This is a genomic window from Flavobacterium hydrocarbonoxydans, from assembly GCF_009789235.1.
Classification (GTDB): Bacteria; Bacteroidota; Bacteroidia; order Flavobacteriales; family Flavobacteriaceae; genus Flavobacterium; species Flavobacterium hydrocarbonoxydans.
In genome coordinates this window covers 157,231-179,760 of record NZ_WSTB01000002.1, presented here as the reverse complement: position 1 = coordinate 179,760, position 22,530 = coordinate 157,231, and the positions used below count along the sequence as shown (strand labels likewise).

The following is a 22,530-nucleotide window of genomic DNA, read 5'->3' as shown; positions in this document are numbered from 1 at the left end:
TATTGTTGCAAATTAATTTTGAATGTTTTTTCTATCTAAAATAGGATGCAGATTATTTTTATTAAAAGAAAAATCACTTTAACAAAAAGATTTATTTTAAAAGATAAAAAAATAAAGAAGCAGTTGTACTTATTTGAGTAAGTACGAAGCACGGATGGAACCGTAAAAGTAACCCGTCATAGCATCGTTTTTTTGCTCTTTTCCTCTGTAGATAAAAGTGTAAGATAAGTTAAGATTGTTGTGTCGGTACTTGAAACCCGCTTCTAAATTGAAACGAAAGGGTTTTAAATGATACGTTATTGGGCTGGTATTACTAAACAAACTTCCCTGAATCGTAGCGTCATACAATTGGTAATTTAATGAAGGAGCCGCATAAAAATAGAATTCACGAACATTAAATTGAGGTGCTGCACTTACCGAAGCATCATGCAAATTAGAATCGTAAACCGAAAGTAATTTTTTAAAACCAATTCGGGTTAGAAATCCTGTAGAAACGCCTGTAAAAATGGTTCCAATATTTCCTTCGGACTGAAAATGAACATCAACAAAATCATGGTGTTTTTTTGGGAATATTTTTTTTGAAAAAAGAACATGGCCCTGTACAGCAAACGCATTATGAATTTGGTTTTCCCAGCCATACACTTTTTTATAGCCAATAAGATTATGAAAACCTTTTTGTACTTCTTCTCCATACGAATTGGGACCCAGATAACCCAACTGGAAATCAGTTTTTAAGACCGATTCATTTTGATAAAAAAAACCTCGTCCGGCTTCGGCAAAAAGATACCCTGCAAAAGGACGGTTGTTGATCGAAACGGCGTCTTTATTAATGTATCTTGGATTGTATAAATATTGTCCGATTCTGAATTCGGTGATTTTTTTATTTATTTTTTCGTTACTGTTTTTAGATAAAAAACGATAAAAAAGTTCTAATCCGTTGGTGTAATACATATCGTTTTTTGACGAGGTGTACAAATCGTTATCGCTGATAAAACCAATTTCGGAAGTTCTTTCCTGACCAAAAGACAAGGCTGTTGCGAAGAATAAAAGCGCTAAAAAAGCTTTTTTATTTCGCATTATAATCGATTTTGCCTAAAGTACGCATGATACGAACTATTTTTTCTTTTCGACGATTGATGTAGCTCGAAGATCCTGTTGCTTTAAATTTTCTTGGGTTAGGCAAAATAGCAGCAATTCCCGCTGCCTGCATTGGCGTTAAACTAGAAGCGTCACGATGGTACCAATGTTCTGTTGCGGCATAGGCTCCGTAAACTCCGTCACCCATTTCGATACTGTTCAGATACACTTCCATGATGCGTTCTTTGCCCCAGATAAGTTCTATCAGTACGGTAAAATAAGCTTCGAGCCCTTTACGGAAATAACTTTTGCCCTGCCAGAGAAAAACATTTTTGGCAGTTTGCTGCGATATGGTGCTTCCGCCACGAATTCGGCGTCCGCGTTCGTTGCTTTTATATGCTTTTTGAAGAGCTTTAAAATCAAAACCGTTGTGCGTTAAAAAAGTTCCGTCTTCACTAGAGATTACGGCTTTTTGTAAATTCATCGAAATTTTTTCAATCGGTTCCCAGTCATGATCAAAATAAACTTCCTTGCCATCCATTTTGTTTTCGATAGCTCTAATAAGCATCAAGGGTGTAAAAGGCACAGGTACAAATTTAAAAACGATTACCGAGCCTATTGAGAGACCAAAAAACCACAACAATGATTTAATCACAAACCATTTTACTTTTTCTCCAAAGGTTCTGTTGGACTTCTTTGGAGAAGATTTAGTTTTACTTGCGGGTGTTTTTTTTGCTACTGGTTTTTTGGCTGCCATTATTGTAAGTCTGCTAATTTTATTCAACAAAAATAGGTATGTTTTTCAAAATTAAAATCAGCAATACATTTATTTCTTGATGATTTTAAAGGTTTCCACTCTTTCCTCTGACGTCATATTAATTAAATAAACGCCTGCCGGATATTTTTTAAAGTCCAAATTTACTTTTGAATCTAAATGTTTTGTTGATGAAAGCAATTGTCCATTTATGTTATATACTTTGATATTCGAAATTATTGAATTACTTTCTATATTTAAAATATTTTCTACAGGATTTGGATAAAATTTAAAAGCAGTGTAGTTATTTTCTGTAACTGCCAAAGTTGCCTCGTTATTAAAGGTCAGATTATCCAAAAAGGCATTGTCTCCCGTTTGAGATTTTCCAAGGTGCTGTAATGAGATTCTAATATCAGATCCAACATAAGGAGTCAGGTCAAAAACATAATTCTGATACGCATCTCCATTGTTGGAAGAAGGCTGAATTACATCACCTAAAACATTTCCGTTTACCACAACTCTAAACATTGATTCATTAGCTGAGGCTACAAAAGTTTGTTTCAAATCGAAACGCATGAATAAAGCAGTGGCATTTTTAGCATCAACTTTCATGTTAATTTTGGTAATGCTGTTTTGATTTTTCTCCCAAATAAGCTCTGATGCTGAGCTCGAATTAGTTTTCTTGTCGGTATTCGAAGTTATTTTCCATTCATCGTTATACGCATTTCCTTGCATTCTGACTACTTTGTTGTTTGCATCTTCAGGATCTTCAGCAACCGAACTACTATTATAAGTAGAACCTTCAAAAACTATTTCACCGGTAAGAGGCGTCTGGAAATCATATTTTAATGTTGATCCATCTCCTTTTAAAGAACTGGCGTAACCTTCTTTAAATTCAAAATTATCAGCAATCATACGGGCTCCTCCATAATTGTAGAAATCCATAAAAAGACTGTAATCACCAGTAGTAACAGGAGTTATATAATAGGTAAGCTCCGTATAATTGTATTCTGAAAGAGTACCTGAACCACTTAATCTGTATTGCATGTTGTAATCGTTTTGTCCCATACCTGCTGTTATGGCAACAGACTGCGTAACGTATTCGTATGCTTTTCTTCCTTTTAAGCTAAATTTATAGGTTGTTCCGGCATTCAAATGAAACATTGGAGAGAATATCTCTGTTGAGAATTCGTCTTTAAACTGCATAAAAGTATTATCGTCATACCCTTTTACAGTGTCGTAATTGTAATTACTAGTAGGCTCTAATGGCTTGTCCTGCATTATAAAACTACCCGATAACAACTTGAAACAATCTGGAAGCGCATTTTTTCCGTAAGCGCTAAGACTGTTAAAGTTTTCTGACCATGGCAATGCGTATAAATCGCAGGTCGTATCTATTTTTTTAGGTCCGGCTTCAATTGAATTTCCAGCATCACAAGTGGTTTTAAAATAAAATTCATACGCACTTCCTGTTTGTAGACCGGTAACAGCGATTTCATTTTTATCTGTGTTTAAAATAGTTCCGGAACCTCTGGTAAATCCTGAAAGACCATATTCTATCTGAACATTTTGTGGAGACGAATTGTTCGAAGTCCATTTTATAGTGGCCGAATTATTATTAACATTAGAAAAAACAATATCTAATGGTTCGTAACAAGGCAGAGTCTGATCATAATGGATATTATCTATTAAAACGAAATGAGTACCGCCAATAGAAACTTTAGGATCTGACTCATAGATAAAAGCAATTTGTTTGTTGTCGCCTGTGTAATTAGCAAAATCAACATTAATTTCTTTTCCATATTTAGGATACTCTCTAAGTTCGTCAAGCGAAATAGACTGATAAGGCTCAAAAGTACTGATGTCTGATGGGTTTTTGATTGTTCCGATGATAAGCGTACTGTTTTTGGCAAACAAATCAATTCCGCCAACATTAAGCCAGAATTTCACTTTTTTGTTGCTGTCAAAATCGGCCAGGTAAGGCGAGATTAAAATTCCTTTTGTTTTATCATCAGATTGTAATGAAAAAACATTTGGAGCACTGGTAACATTAATCAGATTATGTTCATAGACTCTTGAATACTGATAAATATTGGTCGTCCAGCAAAAATAAGGTATGACCATGACATTGGTTGGATACTGATCAAAATCTTCTGCAAAAGGTGCTGTTTTTGTACACGTTGTTTTAAAGGTATAAGGGTCACTCCATTGACTTGGCATATTCACCTCGCAATACGTTCTCACTCTGTACTCGAACGTATTTGAATCTATTCCTTCCAGAGTATAAGGGTTTGTTTTTACATTGATTATTGTTCCGGTACCTTCAGTAAAACCTTTTGGTCCGTATTCAATATCCCAGCTGTCTGATTGTTTTTTGCTGTTATTGTCTTTCCAGTCTAAAGTTACACTGTTAGTACCAGATTGTCTTGCTCCCAAATTACTTGGTTTTGGACAGTCATTTTCTAAATAACTAAAATCATCTATTACAAATCGTCTTAGATTATAATTCTTTACAGCATGTTTGAAACCGATAAACTTATCTGTTCCGTAATAATTAGAAAAATCAACTTCATAATTCAGCCATGTCGCTAAATTCTCAACCGGAATTTTAATAGTGGTATAAGGCGTAAAAGTGCTGTAATCTTCAGGATCAGAAAGCGTTCCTATTATAAGTTCGACATCCTGATTGTAGGTTTCTTTAGGGCTCACCATCCAGAAATTGATTTTTTTGTAATGATCAAAATCTTTCAGTCTTGGCGATACCAGAACCACTCTGTCTGCTTTTTGTCCGGTACCTGCAGGAAAAGGAGCATCTAATGTATTGGATAATATCATCGAACGTAAACCGCTTTTTGCTCCGGTTCCGCCTGCTTTCTGAATATTAACTTTTATAAAACGATCTTTTGTCCAGTATCTTTGGTACACATAAGGTGTAACTCTGGTCCAGCAGCCTTGTTTTTCAAATTCGGCAGTTTCAAAATCTTCGTTATAACCTGCAGTTAAACCTAAACATTTGGTTCTGAAATAACCTTTGTCAGACCAGTTACTATAATCGCTGCCGCATTTGGCACGTACATAAAAATCATATTCGGTATCGTCAGAGACTGATTCGGTTATTTTAAAAGGCGATGCTGTAGCATTTACGATAGTTCCCGAACCGTGAGCAAATCCTTTTGGACCGTATTCGATCTGCCATTCAGAAGCTGGTTTGTAATTTTCCCAGGTAACCGTAGCCGAATCGTATTCGAAATCTATGGTTTTTGGATTTAAAGGTTCTAAACAGGCCGGTGCTGTATCATAGCTAAAATCGTCTATACAGAAAGTACCGGTGCCTTCGCTATTTTGTTTAATAGCAATATATTGATGGTTATTGCTTTTTTGATAATTGTCTAAATAAACAGTATGTTCTTTCCAAAGATTTGATTTGTATGGATTGTCAATTTCATTCATTTCAGTAGGTGAAATGGTTTTTAGCGCAATGAAAGTTGACGCGTCCGCCGGGTCAGACATAGTACCAATAGTCAAAGAGTTGGTATTGTAACCATCATAAGTATCATACGCAAGGAGGCTGAATTTAATTCTTTTATCCGCATCCAGATCTGTAACATAAGGTGTTATAAGAAAGGCTTTTTGAGTTGAAGATGCACTATGCGTTCGCATCACGATTTTCTTGGTTCCGGTTTTAGGCAAAGGTTCATTAAACCACGGCAAATCTTCAGAATCTTTACTTACAACGGCACCAGTTGCAATTGTATTCCAGCAAAGGTCGAAATAATCAGCGCCTTCAAAAGAATTTGAATATCCGTCAGTAACGGTAATACAAGGAGTTTTGAATTGAATAGGAGTAGTCCAGTTCGAAAACAAATCATCGATACAGTTGGCTCTTACTTTTACTTCGTAATCAGTATTTCCGGATAAATTAGTTAAATCAAAAGGACTGCTTGTTGTATTAAAAACCTGTGTAGTACGTTTGGTAACATTCGTTAAGCTTACCTGAAAATTATCCTGATTAAGTCCCACAAAACTTATCTGAGCTGAGTTTTCCTTAATATCACTAATTTTAAAATCAGTCAGATTAAAGCAGTTCGAAGCCGTTTCATAGCTAAAATCATCAATATTGATGTAACTATTAACTCCGGAATATTTTGGTTTATAAAGAAACACGACATACTCATCTGTTCCGTTATAATTATTAAAATAAACCGTTTCTAGGTTCCAGTCTGCGCCGCTTTTATAAGTAACTTCTGAAAGCAAATGAAAAGTATTCAAATCACTTGGATCACTCATCGTACCTACCAACAATTCTTCATCGGTATAAAAGTTGGTAAGCCAGAATTTTATCTTACGGTCTGTGGCTAAATCATTAAATTTAGGGGAGATAAAAGCAACATGGCCATTATCGTCATAATTAGTATTGGACATTTCTCCCGAAGAACCTTTCTCGTCCGAATCGCTATGATTTTCTCCTGTTGAAATGCCTACAAAAGCATATCTATTGTTATATACATATCCTCTCCATTCTAATTCACTTTCTTTTTGATTATTAAAATCGGTTGTATAACCCACAGAATACACTTTGTCGCTGGTGGCAAATACAGTCTTGGTTTGCGACCAGGCACCCCATACCAGGTTGACACCGTCTAAATGTCTTTCTCTTACCCTGAACTCGTATTTTTTTAAGGGGTCGATGTTGAATCTGTAAAAGTCGATTCCTGAAATTGTTTGAGAGGTTCCTGTTCCCGGCAGAAAGCCTACAGGACCATATTCAAATTGCCAGTCGTACGTTACTAACGGATTGTAATCATGGTATTCGACCATAACTTCCCCGATTAAAGAAACGGTAACATCAAAATTAATGTCAAAAGATTTGAATGTAGGTTTGGGATTGGCTTGTGAAAAAAATAAACTAAATAAAGAAAAAAGAATTACTAAAGTAGTTTTTTGCATGTTTGGGGGGCTTGTTATGGTTCGTTGGTTTTGTTTTTTTATATTAAATCGGCTAATTCGGTTCCTATTAAACTGCCTATGGCGACTCCCATTCCGCCTAAACGTACTCCGCAGCATACATTTTCAGAAAGTTGTGTAACTACAGGATTCTTGCTGTTTCCTACACCCATTATACCGCTCCAGCGGTGGGCAATTTGGAAATTATGGTTGGGTAAAATGACTTCTCTAAGTAAACTTTCCAGTTTGTTTTGTACAATTTCGGTCTGACCAAATTCGGTGGTGGTTTCGGTCTCAAAATCTAAATTTCGTCCGCCTCCCAATAGAATTCTATCGCCAATATTCCTGAAATAATAATACCCTTTATCCAGATGAAAAGTGCCTTTGATGTCTAAGTTCGGGATGGGTTCTGTAATTAAAACCTGTGCTCTGGCTGGTTTTACAGCGCCATTGGTTAAGCTGTTGGCAAAACCATTGGTGGCAAAAAGTATTTTTTTTGAAGTGAAGCTAAAATCATTCAGTACAATTTCTACATGATTTCCCGCATCGGTATAAGAAGTTACGGTTTGCTGATTCAGAATTAAAATATTAGCGGCAACAGCTTGCCTGAGCAATTCCTGCATCATATTTCCGGTATCAATCTGAGCTTCAAACGGATTGAAAATTAAGTATTCGTTGGTATTTTCGAAACCAAAACGATCAACTTCTTTAGAGAAAACATCGGCTTTAAAAAGAGGTTTTAGAATTTCATTGACAAAAGGTAATTTCGAAATACATTCGCTAAAACTGCTTTCATCTTCTTTAAGAAAAAGTTCATAACCACCATAAGGTTTGAAATCTATTGCGGTATCACCCAGTCTTTTTCGAAGTAATTGCAAACCCTGCCAGCGTTTCTCAATCAGCCTGACCACATCATCTTCAGTGTGTGTTATTAAATCATCAATAATTTCTGAAAGACTTCCGAAACAGGCAAAACCGGCATTTTTAGTACTGGCACCCTGCGGCAACATGCCTTTTTCTAACACGAGAATTTTTGCGGTTGGGAATCTTTCGCGTAAGCGTAAAGCTGTGTGCAAACCAACTATACCACTTCCTACGATGGTATAATCGATATTTGTGAACCAGTTTTTTAGTTCCCAATAACTTAACTCCATGTTTGAAAATTTTGTTAAAAGTACATTTTTTTTTGAATTCTGTAGGAATATAAATTACAAAAAAAAGGAAATCCCAATTTTTTAAATTCCGAATTCCAACTCAGAAAATTCAAATGCCAATAAAGAAATTCCAAATTCCAAAAATGAACTAAATAATAATCTTTTCTAATGGAATTTGGAATTTCAAATTAAATTTTGGGATTTGGAATTTCTAAATTGGAATTTAAAAGTTGTACTTTTAGCACTGAGAAAATTAGAATTTTTATTATGAAAAAAGTATTATTTACAACCTTAATAATGATGAGTTTAAGCGCTGTAGGGCAGAATGTAATGTCGCCGGAATTGTTGTGGAAATTAGGAAGAGTAACACCACTTGGACTTTCGAAAGATGGAAAAAATGTTGTTTTTAAGGTTTCAACGCCTTCGGTTGAAGAAAATAAATCGAGTTCGAAAGTGTATGTTTTGCCTGTTAATGGCGGAACTGCAACTGAAATCAAAGACACAAAAGAAGTTTTGGCCGATAAAAACATTTCGCCTGACGGAAAATTTTTAGTTTATAATGAAGAGGTAAAACTGGAAAAAGTTTTAGGAAAAGATTTTTATCCGAATCTTGACAAATCAGACGTTCAGATTTATGACGGTTTGGATTATCGTCATTGGGATACCTGGAATGAAGGGAAATTTAACCACGTTTTTTATAAAGAGAATAAAGAAGGTGCAGCTGGAATTGATATTTTAAAGGGAGAAAATTTCGATTCGCCACAAAAACCTTTTGGCGGAGACGAAGATTATATCTGGTCTCCGGACGGAAAAAACATCTTGTATGTGTGCAAGAAAAAAGCGGGAACAGCTTATGCAATTTCGACCAACACCAATATTTACGAGTATAATTTAGAAACTCAAAAAACCATCAACAGAACCGAAGATAATTTAGGATACGATACGGCTCCGCAATTTTCTCCTACTGGAAATCTGAGCTGGCTGCAAATGAAACGTGACGGTTATGAATCGGATAAAAATGATATTATTGTTGATTTTAAAGGGATCAAAACCAACTTAACAGCGAATTGGGATGGAACTGTAGAAAGTTTTATCTGGAGTAAAGACGGTAAAAATGTATTTTTTGTAGCGCCAATCGACGGAACAAAACAACTTTTTACAGTTAATTTTCCTGGACTGACCCGAATTGCCATTCAGGTGCGTCAATTGACCAATGGTGATTTTGATGTGAATGATTTAATTGGTTTTGCAGGTGATGAAATTCTTGTAACCCGTTCTGATATGAATCATGCTTCGGAGATTTTTTCTTTTAATCTGAAGAAAAACAGCTGGAAACAATTATCAAACATCAATACGGAAACCTACAAAACAATAGCGTTAAGCAAAACCGAAAAACGTTATGTTACCACAACAGACGGTAAAAAAATGCTGGTTTGGGTAATTTTGCCTCCAAATTTTGATGCGTCTAAAAAATATCCAACTTTATTATTTTGTCAGGGAGGGCCTCAAGCGCCATTGACACAATCGTATTCTTTCCGTTGGAATTTTCAGTTAATGGCTGCAAAAGGCTATGTAGTTGTAGCGCCAAATCGTCGCGGGATGCCAGGACACGGAGTAGAGTGGAACGAGCAAATTAGTAAAGACTGGGGCGGACAGGTTATGGACGATTATCTTTCTGCCATTGATGCTGTTGCCAAAGAAAACTATGTTGATAACGCCCGTTTGGGTTGTGTGGGAGCAAGTTACGGAGGATATTCGGTGTTTTATTTAGCCGGAATTCATAAAAACCGTTTCAAGACTTTTATTGCACATGATGGCGTATTCAATACACAAAGTATGTTTGGAACAACCGAAGAAGTTTTCTTTAACAACTGGGATTTTGGTGGTGCTTATTGGGAAAAAGACAATGCCGTAGCGCAAAAAGCCTATACGACTTTTAACCCGGCAAGTCTGGTTGGAAACTGGAATAAACCAATTTTGATTATTCAGGGAGGAAAAGATTTTCGTGTGCCAATTGGACAAAGTCAGGAAGCTTTTCAGGCGGCGCAATTAAGAGGAATCAAAAGCCGATTGTTGTATTTTCCGGATGAAAATCACTGGGTTTTGCATCCGCAGAACGCTCAGGTGTGGCAAAGTGAATTTTTCAAATGGTTAGGAGAAACACTTTAACAGACAGGTAATTATATTGTAAGAATAGCCGCTGACTTTGTTCAGCGGCTTTTTTTTATAATATATTTAGCTTTTGTAACCAGAAAAATTTTGGTAATTTGTAGTACATTCACTTTCTAAAAATTTAAGCCTAAATACCAACTTTCTATGCAAAGCAAAAACAGCTATACTCCGATAAAAGTACTTTTTAGTTACGTGGCTTTGGCTGCTTTAGTGGTAAGTGTTGGCTGGTTTTTGTATTCAGAAAATGTGGTTTATTCTCAGCTTGAAAGTAAAATTGCCTTTGAAAAAACAAAGATTTTAAAAATAAGCAAATTGTTTTCGAATGTTTATAAAACGGAAAGTTTAGCCCGAAAAACAATACAGACCAATTCTGAAACAGATTTTAAGAGTTATATAGTAGAGCAGGATTCTTTAAAATCAAGAATTGATACACTGAAACAGTTAGTAACTACCCAATATCAAAAAACATTGTTGGACAGTGTTACCTATTTTCTTTCTGAAAAAACGGAGAACATCAGAAAACTAAAAACGATAAAAAATAAGGCGAATGATGAGGTTTCTGTCAATAACGCTATTGATGAAATTACCAAATTAGAATTCAAATTACGTAAACTGGAACTGAGTGACTTCACTAAAAAACCAAATGATTTGGGAGGATATCAGCGTTCTGTACTCCAGAGATATGTAGATTATCTAAACCAAAATATTCCCGATGACAGTACCAATACACTGAGTAAAAAAGCTTCGGATTCGATTTTATCCACTTCAAAAAAACTGTTAAGTACGGTAAAAAGAGAAACCGAAAAGAAAAAGGAATCTTTAAATTTTGAAGAAAATAAATTGCTTAAAAACGAAATAGCAATTTCTGAACAACTTCGAAAAGTGCTTCGTATCATCGAAAGAGAAATCATTATCAACACCATTAAAAACAATGCCTTAAAAGATAAATCGCTTAAAAGGGTAAATGAAATTGTGACGGCATCGGCTATTATTGGTTTATTGCTAACGGTTTTTTTCTCGATATTAATTGTTAGTGATTATTCGAAAACGCAGCTCTATAAAAAACAGTTGGAGATTGCCAATTATAAAACGCAAAACTTACTCAAAAGCAGGGAGCAGCTTATCTCAACCGTCAGCCATGATTTGAAAACGCCATTGAGTACCATAGTAGGATACACGGAACTTTTGGGTAATTCTGCAATCAATACCAAACAATCGTATTTTGTTAAAAATATTAAAAACTCCTCCGAATATATTTCGCAGCTGGTGCAGGATTTATTAGACTTTTCTAAAATTGAAGCAGGTAAAATAGCTATCGAAAAAGTACCTTTTTCATTAACAGAAACTATTTATGAAGTAGCACATAATATTCAGTCAGTTTACAAACAGAAAAATATTGAACTGATTATTTCAGTTGATGAAAGTTTCAATAGAAGAATCATCGGAGATCCTTTCAGACTGAAACAAATATTAAGTAACATCATTGGTAATGCTTTTAAATTTACAGAAGAAGGTTTTATTAAAATCAATGGATATGCTTTGTCCGATGAGCCCTTTTTTGTTATTAAAATTGAAGATTCCGGCATTGGGATAAAAGAAGAAAATCAACAATTGGTTTTTGAAGAATTTGCACAGGCTAATGAAAGTATCGAAAAGAAATATGGTGGCACCGGTTTAGGATTGGCTATCTGCAAAAAGATAATTGCCATATTGGGCGGACAATTAAATTTGGAAAGCACATTTGGAAAGGGGAGTACCTTTGAAGTTAAACTGCCATTACAGTTTGATAGCAGTGAAAATTCAGTTGTGGAAACAAAGAAAACAGGACCGTTAAATACTAAAAAACAGACTTTTGTAATCGTCGATGATGACCCCAATTTGCTGGGATTGACCAGTAGTGTTTTGAAACAGGAAAAGCATCATGTTTTATCCTTTAACAAAGCCAAGGACGCTTTAAAAGTAATGAAAACCGCTCAATTTGATTTTGTTATAACCGATATTCAAATGCCGGAAATGGATGGCTTTATGTTTGCAGATAGCCTGCGTAATGATGCCAATACCACTTATACCAACCAGCCTATTATTGCCTTGACAGGTCGTGCAGATTTAGATTTTTCAGTTTATACCCAGGCAGGATTTACTACTATTATAAAAAAACCTTATTCGCCTAAAGTTTTGCTGGAAACCATTCAGCATATTTTAGACAATACCAGTATTCCGGATCATGGTCAGGATGAGTCGGTTGCTGATTTGCCGGTTCAGCTGTATTCACTGGAAACTTTGAAAGATTTTTTAGGCAATGATGAAGAGGCTTTGCGTGAAGTTTTAAAATCTTTTATTGAAAATACCCGTGAAATTTTCCCGCTTTTAGAAAAGGCTGTCACCGAGAAGAATAATAAAGAGATAAATTCGATTGCACATCGCATAACGCCAATGTTCAAACAAATCCAGGCTAACGAAATTGCTAAAATATTAAATAGACTTGAAGAAAATAATTTGGTAAATATTGATCTACAAATGGCTTTTGAAGATTTTAAGGCCAAAACAGAAGACCTTTTGCTGGCTTTACAACACGAACTGAATTAGTCTATATTGTATTGTTTGAGTTTGTTGTAAAGTGTTTTTCGGGTTATCTTGAGCAATTTGGCAGCTTCTGATTTATTGTTTTGTGTTTTGGACAAAGCGTGAATAATCGCTTCTTTTTCGTTATCGGATAAGGAAAAAGAACCGCTTACGTTTTGTTTCTGAATTTGAAAAAACTCTGCAGGCAAAACATCGCTTTCAATAAAATTTCCCCGTGTTAAGAGTGTAGAACGTTTTACACAATTTTGAAGTTCCCGCAGGTTTCCCGGCCAGTTGTAATTTTGAAAGAGAGCCACGACTTCTGGCGAAAAACCAATGACTTCTTTGTTCAGTTGCTGATTGGCTTTTTCCAGAAAATAATCTGCAAAAATCATTAAATCTTCTTCTCTGTCGGTTAAGGATGGTGACTGGATAGAGAATTCATTGATTCTATGGTATAAATCTTCGCGAAAATCTCCATTTTTTACAGCTTCACGTAAATCTTCGTTGGTAGCCGTTATAATTCGGATATCGACATTAATTTCTTTATTGCTGCCTACAGGTTTAATCTTGCGTTCCTGAAGCGCTCTTAATAGCTGAATTTGATTTTCATAAGAAAGATTACCAATTTCATCCAAAAAAAGAGTTCCGCCATTTGCAGCTTCGAAATAACCTATTTTGTCGCTTATGGCTCCTGTGAAAGATCCTTTTAAGTGACCAAAAAATTCGCTTGCGGCTAATTCTTTTGGAATAGCTCCGCAGTCAACTGCAATGAAAGTATTTTTTTTGCGGTTGCTTTGCTGATGAATACTTTTGGCAATGATTTCTTTTCCTGTTCCGCTTTCGCCAATAATCAACACCGACATATCGGTTGGACTGACTAGCTGAATGTGTTCTGAGAGTTTTTTTGAAGCGACCGAAATTCCTTTTACAAATTCATTTTCAGATTCGGCTTGTTTTGATTTTGCCTTTTTTTCTTTGACGGGAATCTCTACTTCAGTTTCGGAAGATTGTAAGGCGTTGGTAATCACCAATAAAACTTCGTCAGGATTGAAAGGTTTGGAGATATAATCTGCTGCTCCGTTCTTAATTGCTTTTACCGCCGTATTGACGTCAGAATAACCGGTCATTAGTATGATGGGAATGTCTGGATAAGAGTCTTTAATTTCAGACATGAGTTTAATGCCGTCAGAATCTGGTAATCGAAGATCGGTCAGAATCAGGTCGAATGATTCTTTTTGGATGGCAACGCGGGCTTCGGCAGCTGAGAAAGCAATCGATACATCGTATGCTTTTTTTATTAGAAATTTTTCTAATAATTTGCAAAACGAAATATCATCTTCTATCAGTAATATCTTAGGCATTTGAATTTTTTGGACTTTGATGCTAAAATAATACTATTAAAATTGTATTCTCATAAAATTATGCAAAAAAAAAGAGATTACCGGAAGTAATCTCTTTTTTACCAAAAACATAAATCTAATTTCACCTAATTATATTTTCAACCAGTTGCCATTAACATCTGAGTAAACAGTAGCCTTTTGGTCACCAACTGATATGTTGAGTTTGTATTCTTTTTTCTCGTTTACAAAAGCTTTGTCCAGCTTTGCACCAGGATAAGCATTTTGTAATGCCGTTGTAACAACCTGAGGAACACTTTCGATACTAACTTCTGTGTAAGTATCCTGAACCATTACTGTTTTTTTTACAGTTTCGGTTGTGGCAACATTTGTAGCGTAAATAGAAATGCTTCCAAATACAATTACTGCTGATAAGATTAGCTTTTTCATAACTTTTGTTTATTAATATTTCTTGGCGATGTTTCCTTTTTCATCTGTAAAAACATAATGATTAGATTCGCCTGTAAGAAGTTCTAATTTGTATTGTTTCTTAGGGTTTACGTAAGCTTTTACAAGTTTAGAACCCGGAAATGAATTTTTGATTGTTGCCTGAACTTCTGCAGGAAGTGCATCAAGAGCAATTTCTTTATAATCATCCTGAACATTTATAATGTTTACATCAGATGTTTTAGTTCTTGCTGTGTCTGCATTCATTGATAAAGTTCCTAAAAGGATTACAGCTGTTACGATTAAATTTTTCATACTATTGTTTTTTTAATTAATGTTAGCTGATAAAATTAGGCAATTATTTTTTAATCCATGTTCCATCTGCGTTAGCAAATAGAGAACCTACTTTGTCTCCTACAGTTACATCCAGTTTGTATTCTGATTTTGCATTTTTGTATGCTTTGCTCAATACGGCATCTGGATAGGCTTTTTTCAAAGCATCGCTAACTGCTGTTGGCACTTCTTCTAGTTTGATTTCAGTATATTCGTCCTGAATCGAGATTGTTTTTACGATTGTATTTGTAATTGGCGAGGTTGAAGCAAATGATGTTAAACCTCCCAAAACGATTGCGGCTGATAGAAATAAATTTTTCATGATAGTGATATTTTAATATTGTTAATTTAATCTTAGTATTCTTGATTTGAATTTTCACGGGACTACTAATTATTATTTTTTAATCCAGGTTCCGTCTGCATTAGCAAAAATAGAACCCACTTTGTCTCCTACTGTAACGTCTAGTTTGTATTCTGATTTTTCGTTTTTATAAGCTTTAGTAAGAACTGCATCAGGATAGGCTTTTTTCAAAGCATCTGTAACTGCAGCTGGCAGCTCTTCTACTTTAATTTCTGTATATTCATCCTGAATAGAAATTGTTTTTACAATGTTGTTTGAAATATTAGATGTTGAAGCAAAAGATGTTAAACTTCCTAATAAGATTGCGGCTGATAGAAATAAATTTTTCATAATGTGTATATTTAAATTATTTAATAGTTGTTTACACTTTAGATAATGAAATAACTGTGCCGTTACTACAACGTTACCTTTTGATTGTTGTAAATCCTTATTTTTAAAGGAATTATGAAAAAAAAGGCATTCGTGCCAAAGTAAAAAAAGTGTGTAATGCCAGTAGCAAGTGTGTAAAAAATACACAACAATAGTGTGTAACTAGTGTTTTTTTATAGAAAATAAAAAACCCGATAGATTAAAAACTATCGGGTTGATTTGTATAGGATATAAAAAAGCCGTCAAATTTGACGGCTTTAAAGATTATTCCGGACTATTCATTTTAAAGGTGTCCATAAAAGCAGTAGTATAATCTCCTGCAATGTATCTTGGATCATCCATTAATTGTCTGTGGAAAGGTATTGTCGTTTTTACACCTTCAATAACAAATTCATCCAATGCTCTGCGCATTTTGCTGATTGCCTCTTCACGGGTTTGCGCCGTAGTAATAAGTTTTGCAATCATCGAATCGTAATTTGGTGGAATACTATAACCAGAATATACGTGAGTATCTAAACGTACTCCGTGACCTCCTGGCATATGAAGGGTTGTGATTTTTCCTGGTGAAGGGCGGAAATCATTATAAGGATCTTCAGCATTAATACGGCACTCGATAGCGTGTAATTGTGGTAAGTAGTTTTTTCCTGAAATTGGAATTCCTGCTGCTACCATAATTTGCTCACGAATCAAGTCGTAGTCAATTACTTGTTCAGTAATTGGATGTTCTACCTGAATACGGGTATTCATTTCCATGAAATAGAAGTTTCTGTGTTTGTCCACCAAAAATTCTACAGTTCCTGCTCCTTCGTATTTAATGAATTCAGCAGCTTTTACAGCAGCTTCTCCCATTGCAGTACGCAATTCATCAGTCATGAAAGGGGAAGGGGTTTCTTCAGTTAGTTTTTGGTGACGACGTTGTACAGAACAGTCTCTTTCAGAAAGGTGACAGGCTTTTCCATAAGAATCTCCTACTACCTGAATTTCGATATGACGTGGTTCTTCGATAAGTTTTTCCATGTACATCCCGTCATTTCCAAAAGCTGCAGCAGCTTCCTGACGTGCGCTTTCCCAGGCTTTTAAAAGCTCTTCTTCTTTCCAGACAGCGCGCATTCCTTTTCCACCACCACCAGCAGTTGCTTTTAGCATTACCGGGTAGCCAAATTCTTTAGCCAGTTTTTGCGTTTGTTCGAAAGATTCTAACAATCCGTCAGATCCTGGTACACACGGAACTCCTGCAGCTTTCATTGTAGCTTTTGCAGAAGCTTTATCTCCCATTCTGTCAATCATTTCAGGAGCGGCACCAATAAATTTGATTCCGTGTTCCTGACATATTTTAGAGAATTTAGCATTCTCAGAAAGAAATCCGTAACCCGGGTGTATCGCGTCTGCGTTTGTAATTTCGGCAGCAGCAATGATATTTGACATTTTCAAATACGATAAGTTACTTGGAGGAGGACCAATACAAACCGCTTCGTCAGCGAACTTAACATGTAAACTTTCTGCATCGGCTGTAGAGTAAACTGCTACAGTTTTGATTCCCATTTCCTTACATGTACGAATTACACGAAGTGCAATTTCTCCTCTATTCGCAATTAATATTTTTTTAAACATCTTATTTTAATTAGATAATTAGACAATTTGATCATTAGATAATTTCAGATGATTAACAAAGTGGCTAATCAATCTAAAATCTAAAATCTAAAATCTAAATTTATTTATGATGGATCAACTAAAAATAAAGGTTGGTCAAATTCTACAGGAGACATATCGTCAACAAGAATTTTTACAATTTTACCTGACACTTCTGATTCGATTTCGTTGAATAATTTCATTGCTTCGATTACACAAAGAACATCACCTTTAGCAATTGTGTTTCCAACTTCTGTGAAAACAGGTTTGTCAGGAGATGGTTTTCTATAAAAAGTACCAATGATTGGCGATTTTATAGTGATGAATTTAGAATCTTCAGCAGCAGCTGGAGCTTCTGTGTTAACATTTACAACTACCGGAGCTGCTTGTTGAGGCACAGCTGCCTGTGGTAATGCTGCCTGAGCAGGTAATTGTTGTACATAAGTAGTTTCAGTAACGTTTCCTTCTAAAGTTGTTCTGATGGTGATTTTTACATCATCCATTTCCAACTTAACTTCTGCAACACCCGAATTTGCTACAAATTTGATTAGGTTTTGAATTTCTTTTAAATCCATAATGATTCGTTTTTAGTTTTAATTTATTTTTTATCGTAAGCCCATTTTAGGTAAATAGATCCCCATGTGAATCCACCACCAAAAGCGGCAAAAATAATATTATCTCCTTTTTTGAATAGGTGTTCAAAGTCGTTAAGTACTAATGGTAAAGTTGCTGAAGTTGTATTACCATATTTTTCAATATTCATTAATACTTTAGAGTCCTCAAGATTCATTCTGCTTGCAGTAGCATCAATAATACGTTTGTTTGCCTGATGAGGTACTAACCAATTTACATCTTCGTTAGTCAGATTGTTTCTTTTTACGATCAATTCGCTGGCATCAGCCATATTGGTAACGGCATATTTAAAAACGGTTTTTCCGTCTTGTATGATATTGTGTTGTCTGTTTTGAACGGTCTCTATTGTAGTGGGAACCAGAGAACCTCCGGCAGTAATTTTAAGAAAATCACGTCCGACGCCATCACTGCGTAAATATTCGTCCTGTAATCCAAGGCCTTCATAATTAGGTTCGAATAAAACGGCACCCGCTCCATCACCAAAAATAATACAGGTTGCACGGTCTGTATAATCTACAATAGAGGACATTTTATCGGCACCAATTAAAAGTACTTTTTTATATCTTCCTGATTGTATGTAAGCTGCAGCTGTTGACATTCCGTATAAAAAACTGGAACAGGCTGCCTGCAAATCATAAGCAAATGCATTGGTAGCGCCAATTTCTGTTGCAACATAAACTCCTGTTGAGGCTACTGGCATATCTGCTGTAGCTGTTGCCATTATAATCATATCAATCTCTAAAGGATCAATATTGGCTTTTTGAATTAAATCCTGTGCTGCTTTTATAGCAAGAAACGAGGTTCCTTTGTCAGCATCTTTAAGAATTCTTCTTTCCTTAATTCCGGTACGAGTAGTAATCCATTCGTCATTGGTTTCGACCATTGTTTCCAGTACTTTGTTCGAAAGTACAAAGTCAGGAACGTAAGCTCCAACAGCGGTAATTGCGGCTGTGATTGTATTCATTATATTTTATTATTTCGTTCCAAATATAACTATTTGGAAAATTTTTAAAAGACTTGAAAATTACAAAAAAAAACGAAATGAATTTGTATATAATTTCTTAAAAAAAGAAAATTATAACCAACAAAAAAAACTCTCACTATGTGAGAGTTCCAGTATCATTTACGAAAACAAATTAAGCAACCGCTACAGATTTATCGATAACAACTTGCCCTCTGTAGTACATTTTACCTTCATGCCAGTAAGCTCTGTGGTATAAATGTGCTTCTCCAGTAATAGGACATGTAGCGATTTGAGCTACAGTAGCTTTATAATGTGTTCTTCTCTTATCTCTTCTTGTTTTCGAGATTTTTCTCTTAGGATGTGCCATTTTACTATATTATTTATCCGTTAATAGTTGCTTTAATTTGTCCCAACGCGGGTCAATATCTTCTTCTTTTTTACTCTCTTCTTTTGTTGGTTCTTTTACTTTTAATTCATTCAGTTTTGTTAGAGCTGGAGTTTGCAAACTTCCGTCTTTTACGCCTGGATGAACTCGTTTTAGTGGTACCGAAAGTGCAATCATTTCATAAATGTATTGTGCTACATCTAATTCGAATTCGCCATGCGGTAAAATCAGCAATTCTTCATTGTCATTATTGAATTCATCTCCAAAACGAACGATTAGTTTCATTTTTCCTTTAATAGGTAAATCAAAATCTTCGCCGGTTAGGTCACAAGGCACGTTTACGGTTCCTTTGTGTTTGAAATTCAATTCTAATAGATTGCTTCCTTTTTCTAAAACTAAATTTACTTTGATATCCGAACTCTGAAATTCGTCATAATCAAAGTTCTCAAAGAACTTGTTATTTATTTGATACTCAAAATGGTGTTTTCCTAGCTTTAACCCTACGAAAGGAATTAAAAATTCTTTTGTTTTGCTCATTTCAACATCAATTTGTCCAATGGGTATCAAAAAACAGATACCTGAATTGGGGTGCAAAGATATAAAATTATTATAAAACTAATAATCTTATTCACCTTTTTTTGTTTATAACTGTTTTTCTTTTATTTTGAGTGGTTTTTCGCTAATCTCCTCATACTGATTACGAGAGCGAAAAATATCCAATGCAAGGTAAACGGCTTCTTTAAACGAATTAAAATCAGCCAGATCTTTTCCAGCAATATCGTACGCTGTGCCGTGATCGGGTGAGGTTCTTACTTTGTTTAAACCTGCTGTATAATTTACTCCTTTTCCAAAAGACAAGGTCTTAAAAGGAATCAATCCCTGATCGTGATATGTTGCTACAATAGCATCATATTTTTCGTATTGGCCGCTTCCAAAAAAGCCATCTGCCGGAAATGGACCAAAAACCATCGTTCCTTTTTCGAAAATTTTCTTCAAAGCTGGTTTTAAAACCAAATCATCTTCTTTGCCAATTACGCCTCCATCACCCGCATGCGGATTTAGACTTAAAACCGCAATCTTTGGTTTTACAATACTAAAATCCTGAATTAGAGATTTTCTTATTGTTTCTATTTTTCTTGTAATTAGTTCTTCGGTCAAATGTGATGAAACTTCATTAAGAGGTACGTGGTCTGTTAATAAACCTACTCTTAAATTATCCTGCACCATCATCATAAGTGAATTTCCTTCCAATTCCTGATCTAAATAATCAGTATGCCCGGGAAATTTAAAATCTTCCGACTGGATGTTGTATTTGTTGATAGGAGCGGTAACCAAAACATCAATTAAGCCGTCTTTCAGGGCTTGGGTGGCTGCTGTAAAAGATTTGATGGCATATTCGCCGATTTTTTCATCGGTTTTACCTAAATTAATGTCAACACCTTCTTTCCAGAGATTGTAAACATTAACTTTTCCTATCACAACCTGATCCAGCTTATCGACACCATGAAATTGTATAGTTGATGTGAAACTCTTTTTTACAAACGAAAGAACTTTGGCGTTAGCAAAAATAACCGGCGTACACAGTTCTAACATTCGGGAATCCTCGAATGTTTTCAATATAACTTCGCTTCCAATACCGTTTAAATCTCCTATTGAAATTCCAACAATAATATTTTCTGCTTTTTTATTCATGAGCTCAGTTTATTTATTACTAATTTTGATGTGCAAATTTAGTAAAATAAAACAACAATGTTTACAGGAATTATAGAAACCCTTGGAAGGATTCATGAAATACAAAAAGAGCAAAACAATCTTCACATAACGGTTGATTCAGTTTTTACAAATGAATTAAAGGTAGATCAAAGTGTTTCGCACAATGGCATCTGTTTAACAGTCGTTGCGATAAAAGAGTCTTTTTATACCGTAACAGCTATTGAGGAAACAATTTTAAAAACTAATATTGCTGACTGGAAGGTTGGTGATATTGTGAATCTCGAAAGAGGAATGAAGCTGGGAGACCGACTTGACGGACACATCGTGCAGGGGCATGTTGATCAAACAGGAACTTGTATTAAAATTGAAGAAGCTAACGGTAGCTGGAATTATACGTTTGAATACGATCAAACGTTGAATAATATTACCATCGAAAAAGGTTCAATTACGGTAAATGGCGTGAGTCTTACGGTTGTAAACTCTAAAACAAACGAGTTTAGTGTGTCTATTATACCTTATACGTTTGAAAATACTAACTTCAAAAACTTTAAAGTAGGAACAATAATCAATCTTGAATTTGATGTCGTAGGGAAATACATATCGAGACTATATTCGATAAATAAATAGGCTTCGAATTTTCTGAATAAAAAAAAGCTCTGGTTTTTACTTAGGGCTTTTTTTTATGGATATACTTTTATATACAATATATACACCTAAAAGTAGTCCTGCTGCTGTCAAAATAAATATATTTTGATCTATAGGTACGTCGCCCTGACATGGAAGGCCGTCGCAGTCGCCAGGTTCTGGTGGCATGGCAAAGCTCAAAAACACATTGAAAAAAATCAATGTAAGTGCTAGTATTTTTTTTGAAATAATTCTCATAATTTAACTCAATTTAGGGGCGAGTAGGTTGCTTTTTTATGTTCGAAAATGCTCTAATTCACACAAATAGCACAATTTTGAATTGCAATATCCTACAAATTTACGCATTCTAATTTAAAACAAAAAAAAGCTTCATAATAAATATGAAGCTTTATGTGGTCCCACCTGGGCTCGAACCAGGGACCACCTGATTATGAGTCAGGTGCTCTAACCAACTGAGCTATAGGACCGGTTTTTGAAGTTGCAATATTACCACTATTTTTAATTCGCTCCAAATATTTATGCACCTGTTTTGTGCTTTATTCAAATTTTAACGAGTTGTTCTTAAAAATATTGTTGAATGTCAATATCTTAACGCACTGTTCCTATAAATGTTTTACTTCCTGGCAGAGTTCAACTAAAACGCCATTTGTGTTTTTTGGATGTAAAAAAGCTACTATTTTATTGTCGGCGCCCTTTTTTGGCACTTCATTAATTAAAATAAAACCTTCTTTTTTCAATCGTTCGCATTCAGCAACAATATCATCAACGTCAAAAGCAATATGATGAATTCCGGGTCCTTTTTTCTGTAAAAACTTCGCAATTGGACTTTCGGGGTTTGTGGCCATTAAAAGTTCAATTTTATTTGGTCCGTTTTGAAAAAAGGAAGTAACGACTCCTTCACTTTCTACGCTCTCGGATTTATAAGGCGGAACTCCCAATAGTTTTTCAAATAAAATATTTGATTCTTCCAGGTTTTCAACTGCAATCCCGATATGTTCAATTTTGTTTAACATCTTAATTATTGGTTTAATATACGAAAAAAAAGTAT

The 22,530-nt window shown here is 35.1% G+C and carries 20 protein-coding genes and 1 tRNA gene; 3 read left to right on the top strand and 18 right to left on the bottom strand.

The features are described 5' to 3' along the window. Nucleotides 1-129 precede the first annotated feature (129 nt). The 4 genes from GON26_RS04010 to GON26_RS03995 all read right to left on the bottom strand — a co-directional run bounded on the left by GON26_RS04010 (nucleotide 130) and on the right by GON26_RS03995 (nucleotide 7,929). Complete coding sequence (locus tag GON26_RS04010) at nucleotides 130-1,077, bottom strand: lipid A deacylase LpxR family protein (protein WP_160373439.1); 948 nt, start codon at nucleotides 1,075-1,077, stop codon at nucleotides 130-132. Then, nucleotides 1,067-1,834, bottom strand: a complete 768-nt coding sequence (gene mtgA, locus GON26_RS04005) for a monofunctional biosynthetic peptidoglycan transglycosylase (RefSeq protein ID WP_202110832.1) — start codon at nucleotides 1,832-1,834, stop codon at nucleotides 1,067-1,069. The genes GON26_RS04010 and mtgA overlap by 11 nt, the downstream gene beginning before the upstream one ends. A 69-nt stretch (nucleotides 1,835-1,903) precedes the next feature. Next, nucleotides 1,904-6,778 (bottom strand): T9SS-dependent choice-of-anchor J family protein, encoded by a 4,875-nt coding sequence (locus tag GON26_RS04000; protein WP_160373438.1) that lies wholly within the window; start codon nucleotides 6,776-6,778, stop codon nucleotides 1,904-1,906. A 38-nt stretch (nucleotides 6,779-6,816) separates the two neighbouring features. Next, on the bottom strand, nucleotides 6,817-7,929 hold the full coding sequence (locus GON26_RS03995; RefSeq protein ID WP_160373437.1) for an NAD(P)/FAD-dependent oxidoreductase: 1,113 nt from the start codon (nucleotides 7,927-7,929) through the stop codon (nucleotides 6,817-6,819). A 267-nt stretch (nucleotides 7,930-8,196) separates the two neighbouring features. On the opposite strand from GON26_RS03995, the gene GON26_RS03990 reads away from it, so the two are divergent. Both GON26_RS03990 and GON26_RS03985 read left to right on the top strand, forming a co-directional pair. Further along, a complete protein-coding gene (locus tag GON26_RS03990) occupies nucleotides 8,197-10,098 on the top strand; it encodes a S9 family peptidase (RefSeq protein ID WP_160373436.1) in 1,902 nt (633 codons plus the stop codon). Between the two features lie 147 nt (nucleotides 10,099-10,245). Continuing rightward, nucleotides 10,246-12,687: a hybrid sensor histidine kinase/response regulator gene (locus tag GON26_RS03985; RefSeq protein WP_160373435.1), complete on the top strand. Its 2,442-nt coding sequence runs from the start codon at nucleotides 10,246-10,248 to the stop codon at nucleotides 12,685-12,687. Here GON26_RS03985 and GON26_RS03980 read toward each other — a convergent pair. From GON26_RS03980 to pdxA, 11 genes are all read right to left on the bottom strand, one after another. Further along, complete coding sequence (locus GON26_RS03980) at nucleotides 12,684-14,027, bottom strand: sigma-54-dependent transcriptional regulator (RefSeq protein WP_160373434.1); 1,344 nt, start codon at nucleotides 14,025-14,027, stop codon at nucleotides 12,684-12,686. The genes GON26_RS03985 and GON26_RS03980 overlap by 4 nt on opposite strands. A gap of 129 nt (nucleotides 14,028-14,156) precedes the next feature. Beyond that, the gene (locus GON26_RS03975) at nucleotides 14,157-14,453 is read right to left on the bottom strand and encodes a hypothetical protein (protein WP_160373433.1); all 297 of its coding nucleotides are present in this window, start codon (nucleotides 14,451-14,453) and stop codon (nucleotides 14,157-14,159) included. A gap of 12 nt (nucleotides 14,454-14,465) precedes the next feature. Then, a complete protein-coding gene (locus GON26_RS03970; RefSeq protein WP_160373432.1) occupies nucleotides 14,466-14,765 on the bottom strand; it encodes a hypothetical protein in 300 nt (99 codons plus the stop codon). A gap of 43 nt (nucleotides 14,766-14,808) precedes the next feature. Continuing rightward, entirely contained in the window at nucleotides 14,809-15,105 is a 297-nt protein-coding gene (locus GON26_RS03965; RefSeq protein ID WP_160373431.1) for a hypothetical protein, read from the bottom strand. A gap of 72 nt (nucleotides 15,106-15,177) precedes the next feature. Then, nucleotides 15,178-15,474: a hypothetical protein gene (locus GON26_RS03960; protein WP_160373430.1), complete on the bottom strand. Its 297-nt coding sequence runs from the start codon at nucleotides 15,472-15,474 to the stop codon at nucleotides 15,178-15,180. Between the two features lie 303 nt (nucleotides 15,475-15,777). Beyond that, nucleotides 15,778-17,124 carry an acetyl-CoA carboxylase biotin carboxylase subunit gene (gene accC, locus GON26_RS03955; RefSeq protein WP_160373429.1) on the bottom strand — a complete coding sequence of 449 codons (1,347 nt, stop codon included), beginning with the start codon at nucleotides 17,122-17,124 and terminating at the stop codon, nucleotides 15,778-15,780. 104 nt (nucleotides 17,125-17,228) lie between these two features. Then, complete coding sequence (gene accB / locus GON26_RS03950) at nucleotides 17,229-17,717, bottom strand: acetyl-CoA carboxylase biotin carboxyl carrier protein (RefSeq protein ID WP_160373428.1); 489 nt, start codon at nucleotides 17,715-17,717, stop codon at nucleotides 17,229-17,231. A 23-nt stretch (nucleotides 17,718-17,740) separates the two neighbouring features. Beyond that, nucleotides 17,741-18,739: a beta-ketoacyl-ACP synthase III gene (locus tag GON26_RS03945; protein WP_160373427.1), complete on the bottom strand. Its 999-nt coding sequence runs from the start codon at nucleotides 18,737-18,739 to the stop codon at nucleotides 17,741-17,743. A gap of 172 nt (nucleotides 18,740-18,911) precedes the next feature. Next, nucleotides 18,912-19,106 (bottom strand): 50S ribosomal protein L32, encoded by a 195-nt coding sequence (rpmF, locus tag GON26_RS03940; RefSeq protein ID WP_007137315.1) that lies wholly within the window; start codon nucleotides 19,104-19,106, stop codon nucleotides 18,912-18,914. Between the two features lie 9 nt (nucleotides 19,107-19,115). Then, nucleotides 19,116-19,661, bottom strand: a complete 546-nt coding sequence (locus tag GON26_RS03935) for a YceD family protein (RefSeq protein ID WP_160373426.1) — start codon at nucleotides 19,659-19,661, stop codon at nucleotides 19,116-19,118. 105 nt (nucleotides 19,662-19,766) lie between these two features. Further along, nucleotides 19,767-20,816, bottom strand: coding sequence for a 4-hydroxythreonine-4-phosphate dehydrogenase PdxA (gene pdxA / locus GON26_RS03930; protein ID WP_160373425.1), 1,050 nt, complete (start codon nucleotides 20,814-20,816; stop codon nucleotides 19,767-19,769). A gap of 57 nt (nucleotides 20,817-20,873) precedes the next feature. Here pdxA and GON26_RS03925 point away from each other — a divergent pair, with 57 nt between their 5' ends. Beyond that, nucleotides 20,874-21,464 carry a riboflavin synthase gene (locus GON26_RS03925; RefSeq protein ID WP_160373424.1) on the top strand — a complete coding sequence of 197 codons (591 nt, stop codon included), beginning with the start codon at nucleotides 20,874-20,876 and terminating at the stop codon, nucleotides 21,462-21,464. A 36-nt stretch (nucleotides 21,465-21,500) separates the two neighbouring features. Here GON26_RS03925 and GON26_RS03920 read toward each other — a convergent pair whose 3' ends face one another. The 3 genes from GON26_RS03920 to mce form a co-directional block, all read right to left on the bottom strand. Beyond that, nucleotides 21,501-21,719, bottom strand: coding sequence for a hypothetical protein (locus tag GON26_RS03920; protein WP_160373423.1), 219 nt, complete (start codon nucleotides 21,717-21,719; stop codon nucleotides 21,501-21,503). Nucleotides 21,720-21,875: 156 nt separating this feature from the next. Next, nucleotides 21,876-21,949: transfer RNA gene (locus GON26_RS03915), tRNA-Ile, on the bottom strand. 135 nt (nucleotides 21,950-22,084) lie between these two features. After that, complete coding sequence (gene mce / locus GON26_RS03910) at nucleotides 22,085-22,495, bottom strand: methylmalonyl-CoA epimerase (protein WP_160373422.1); 411 nt, start codon at nucleotides 22,493-22,495, stop codon at nucleotides 22,085-22,087. Between the last annotated feature and the right edge of the window lie 35 nt (nucleotides 22,496-22,530).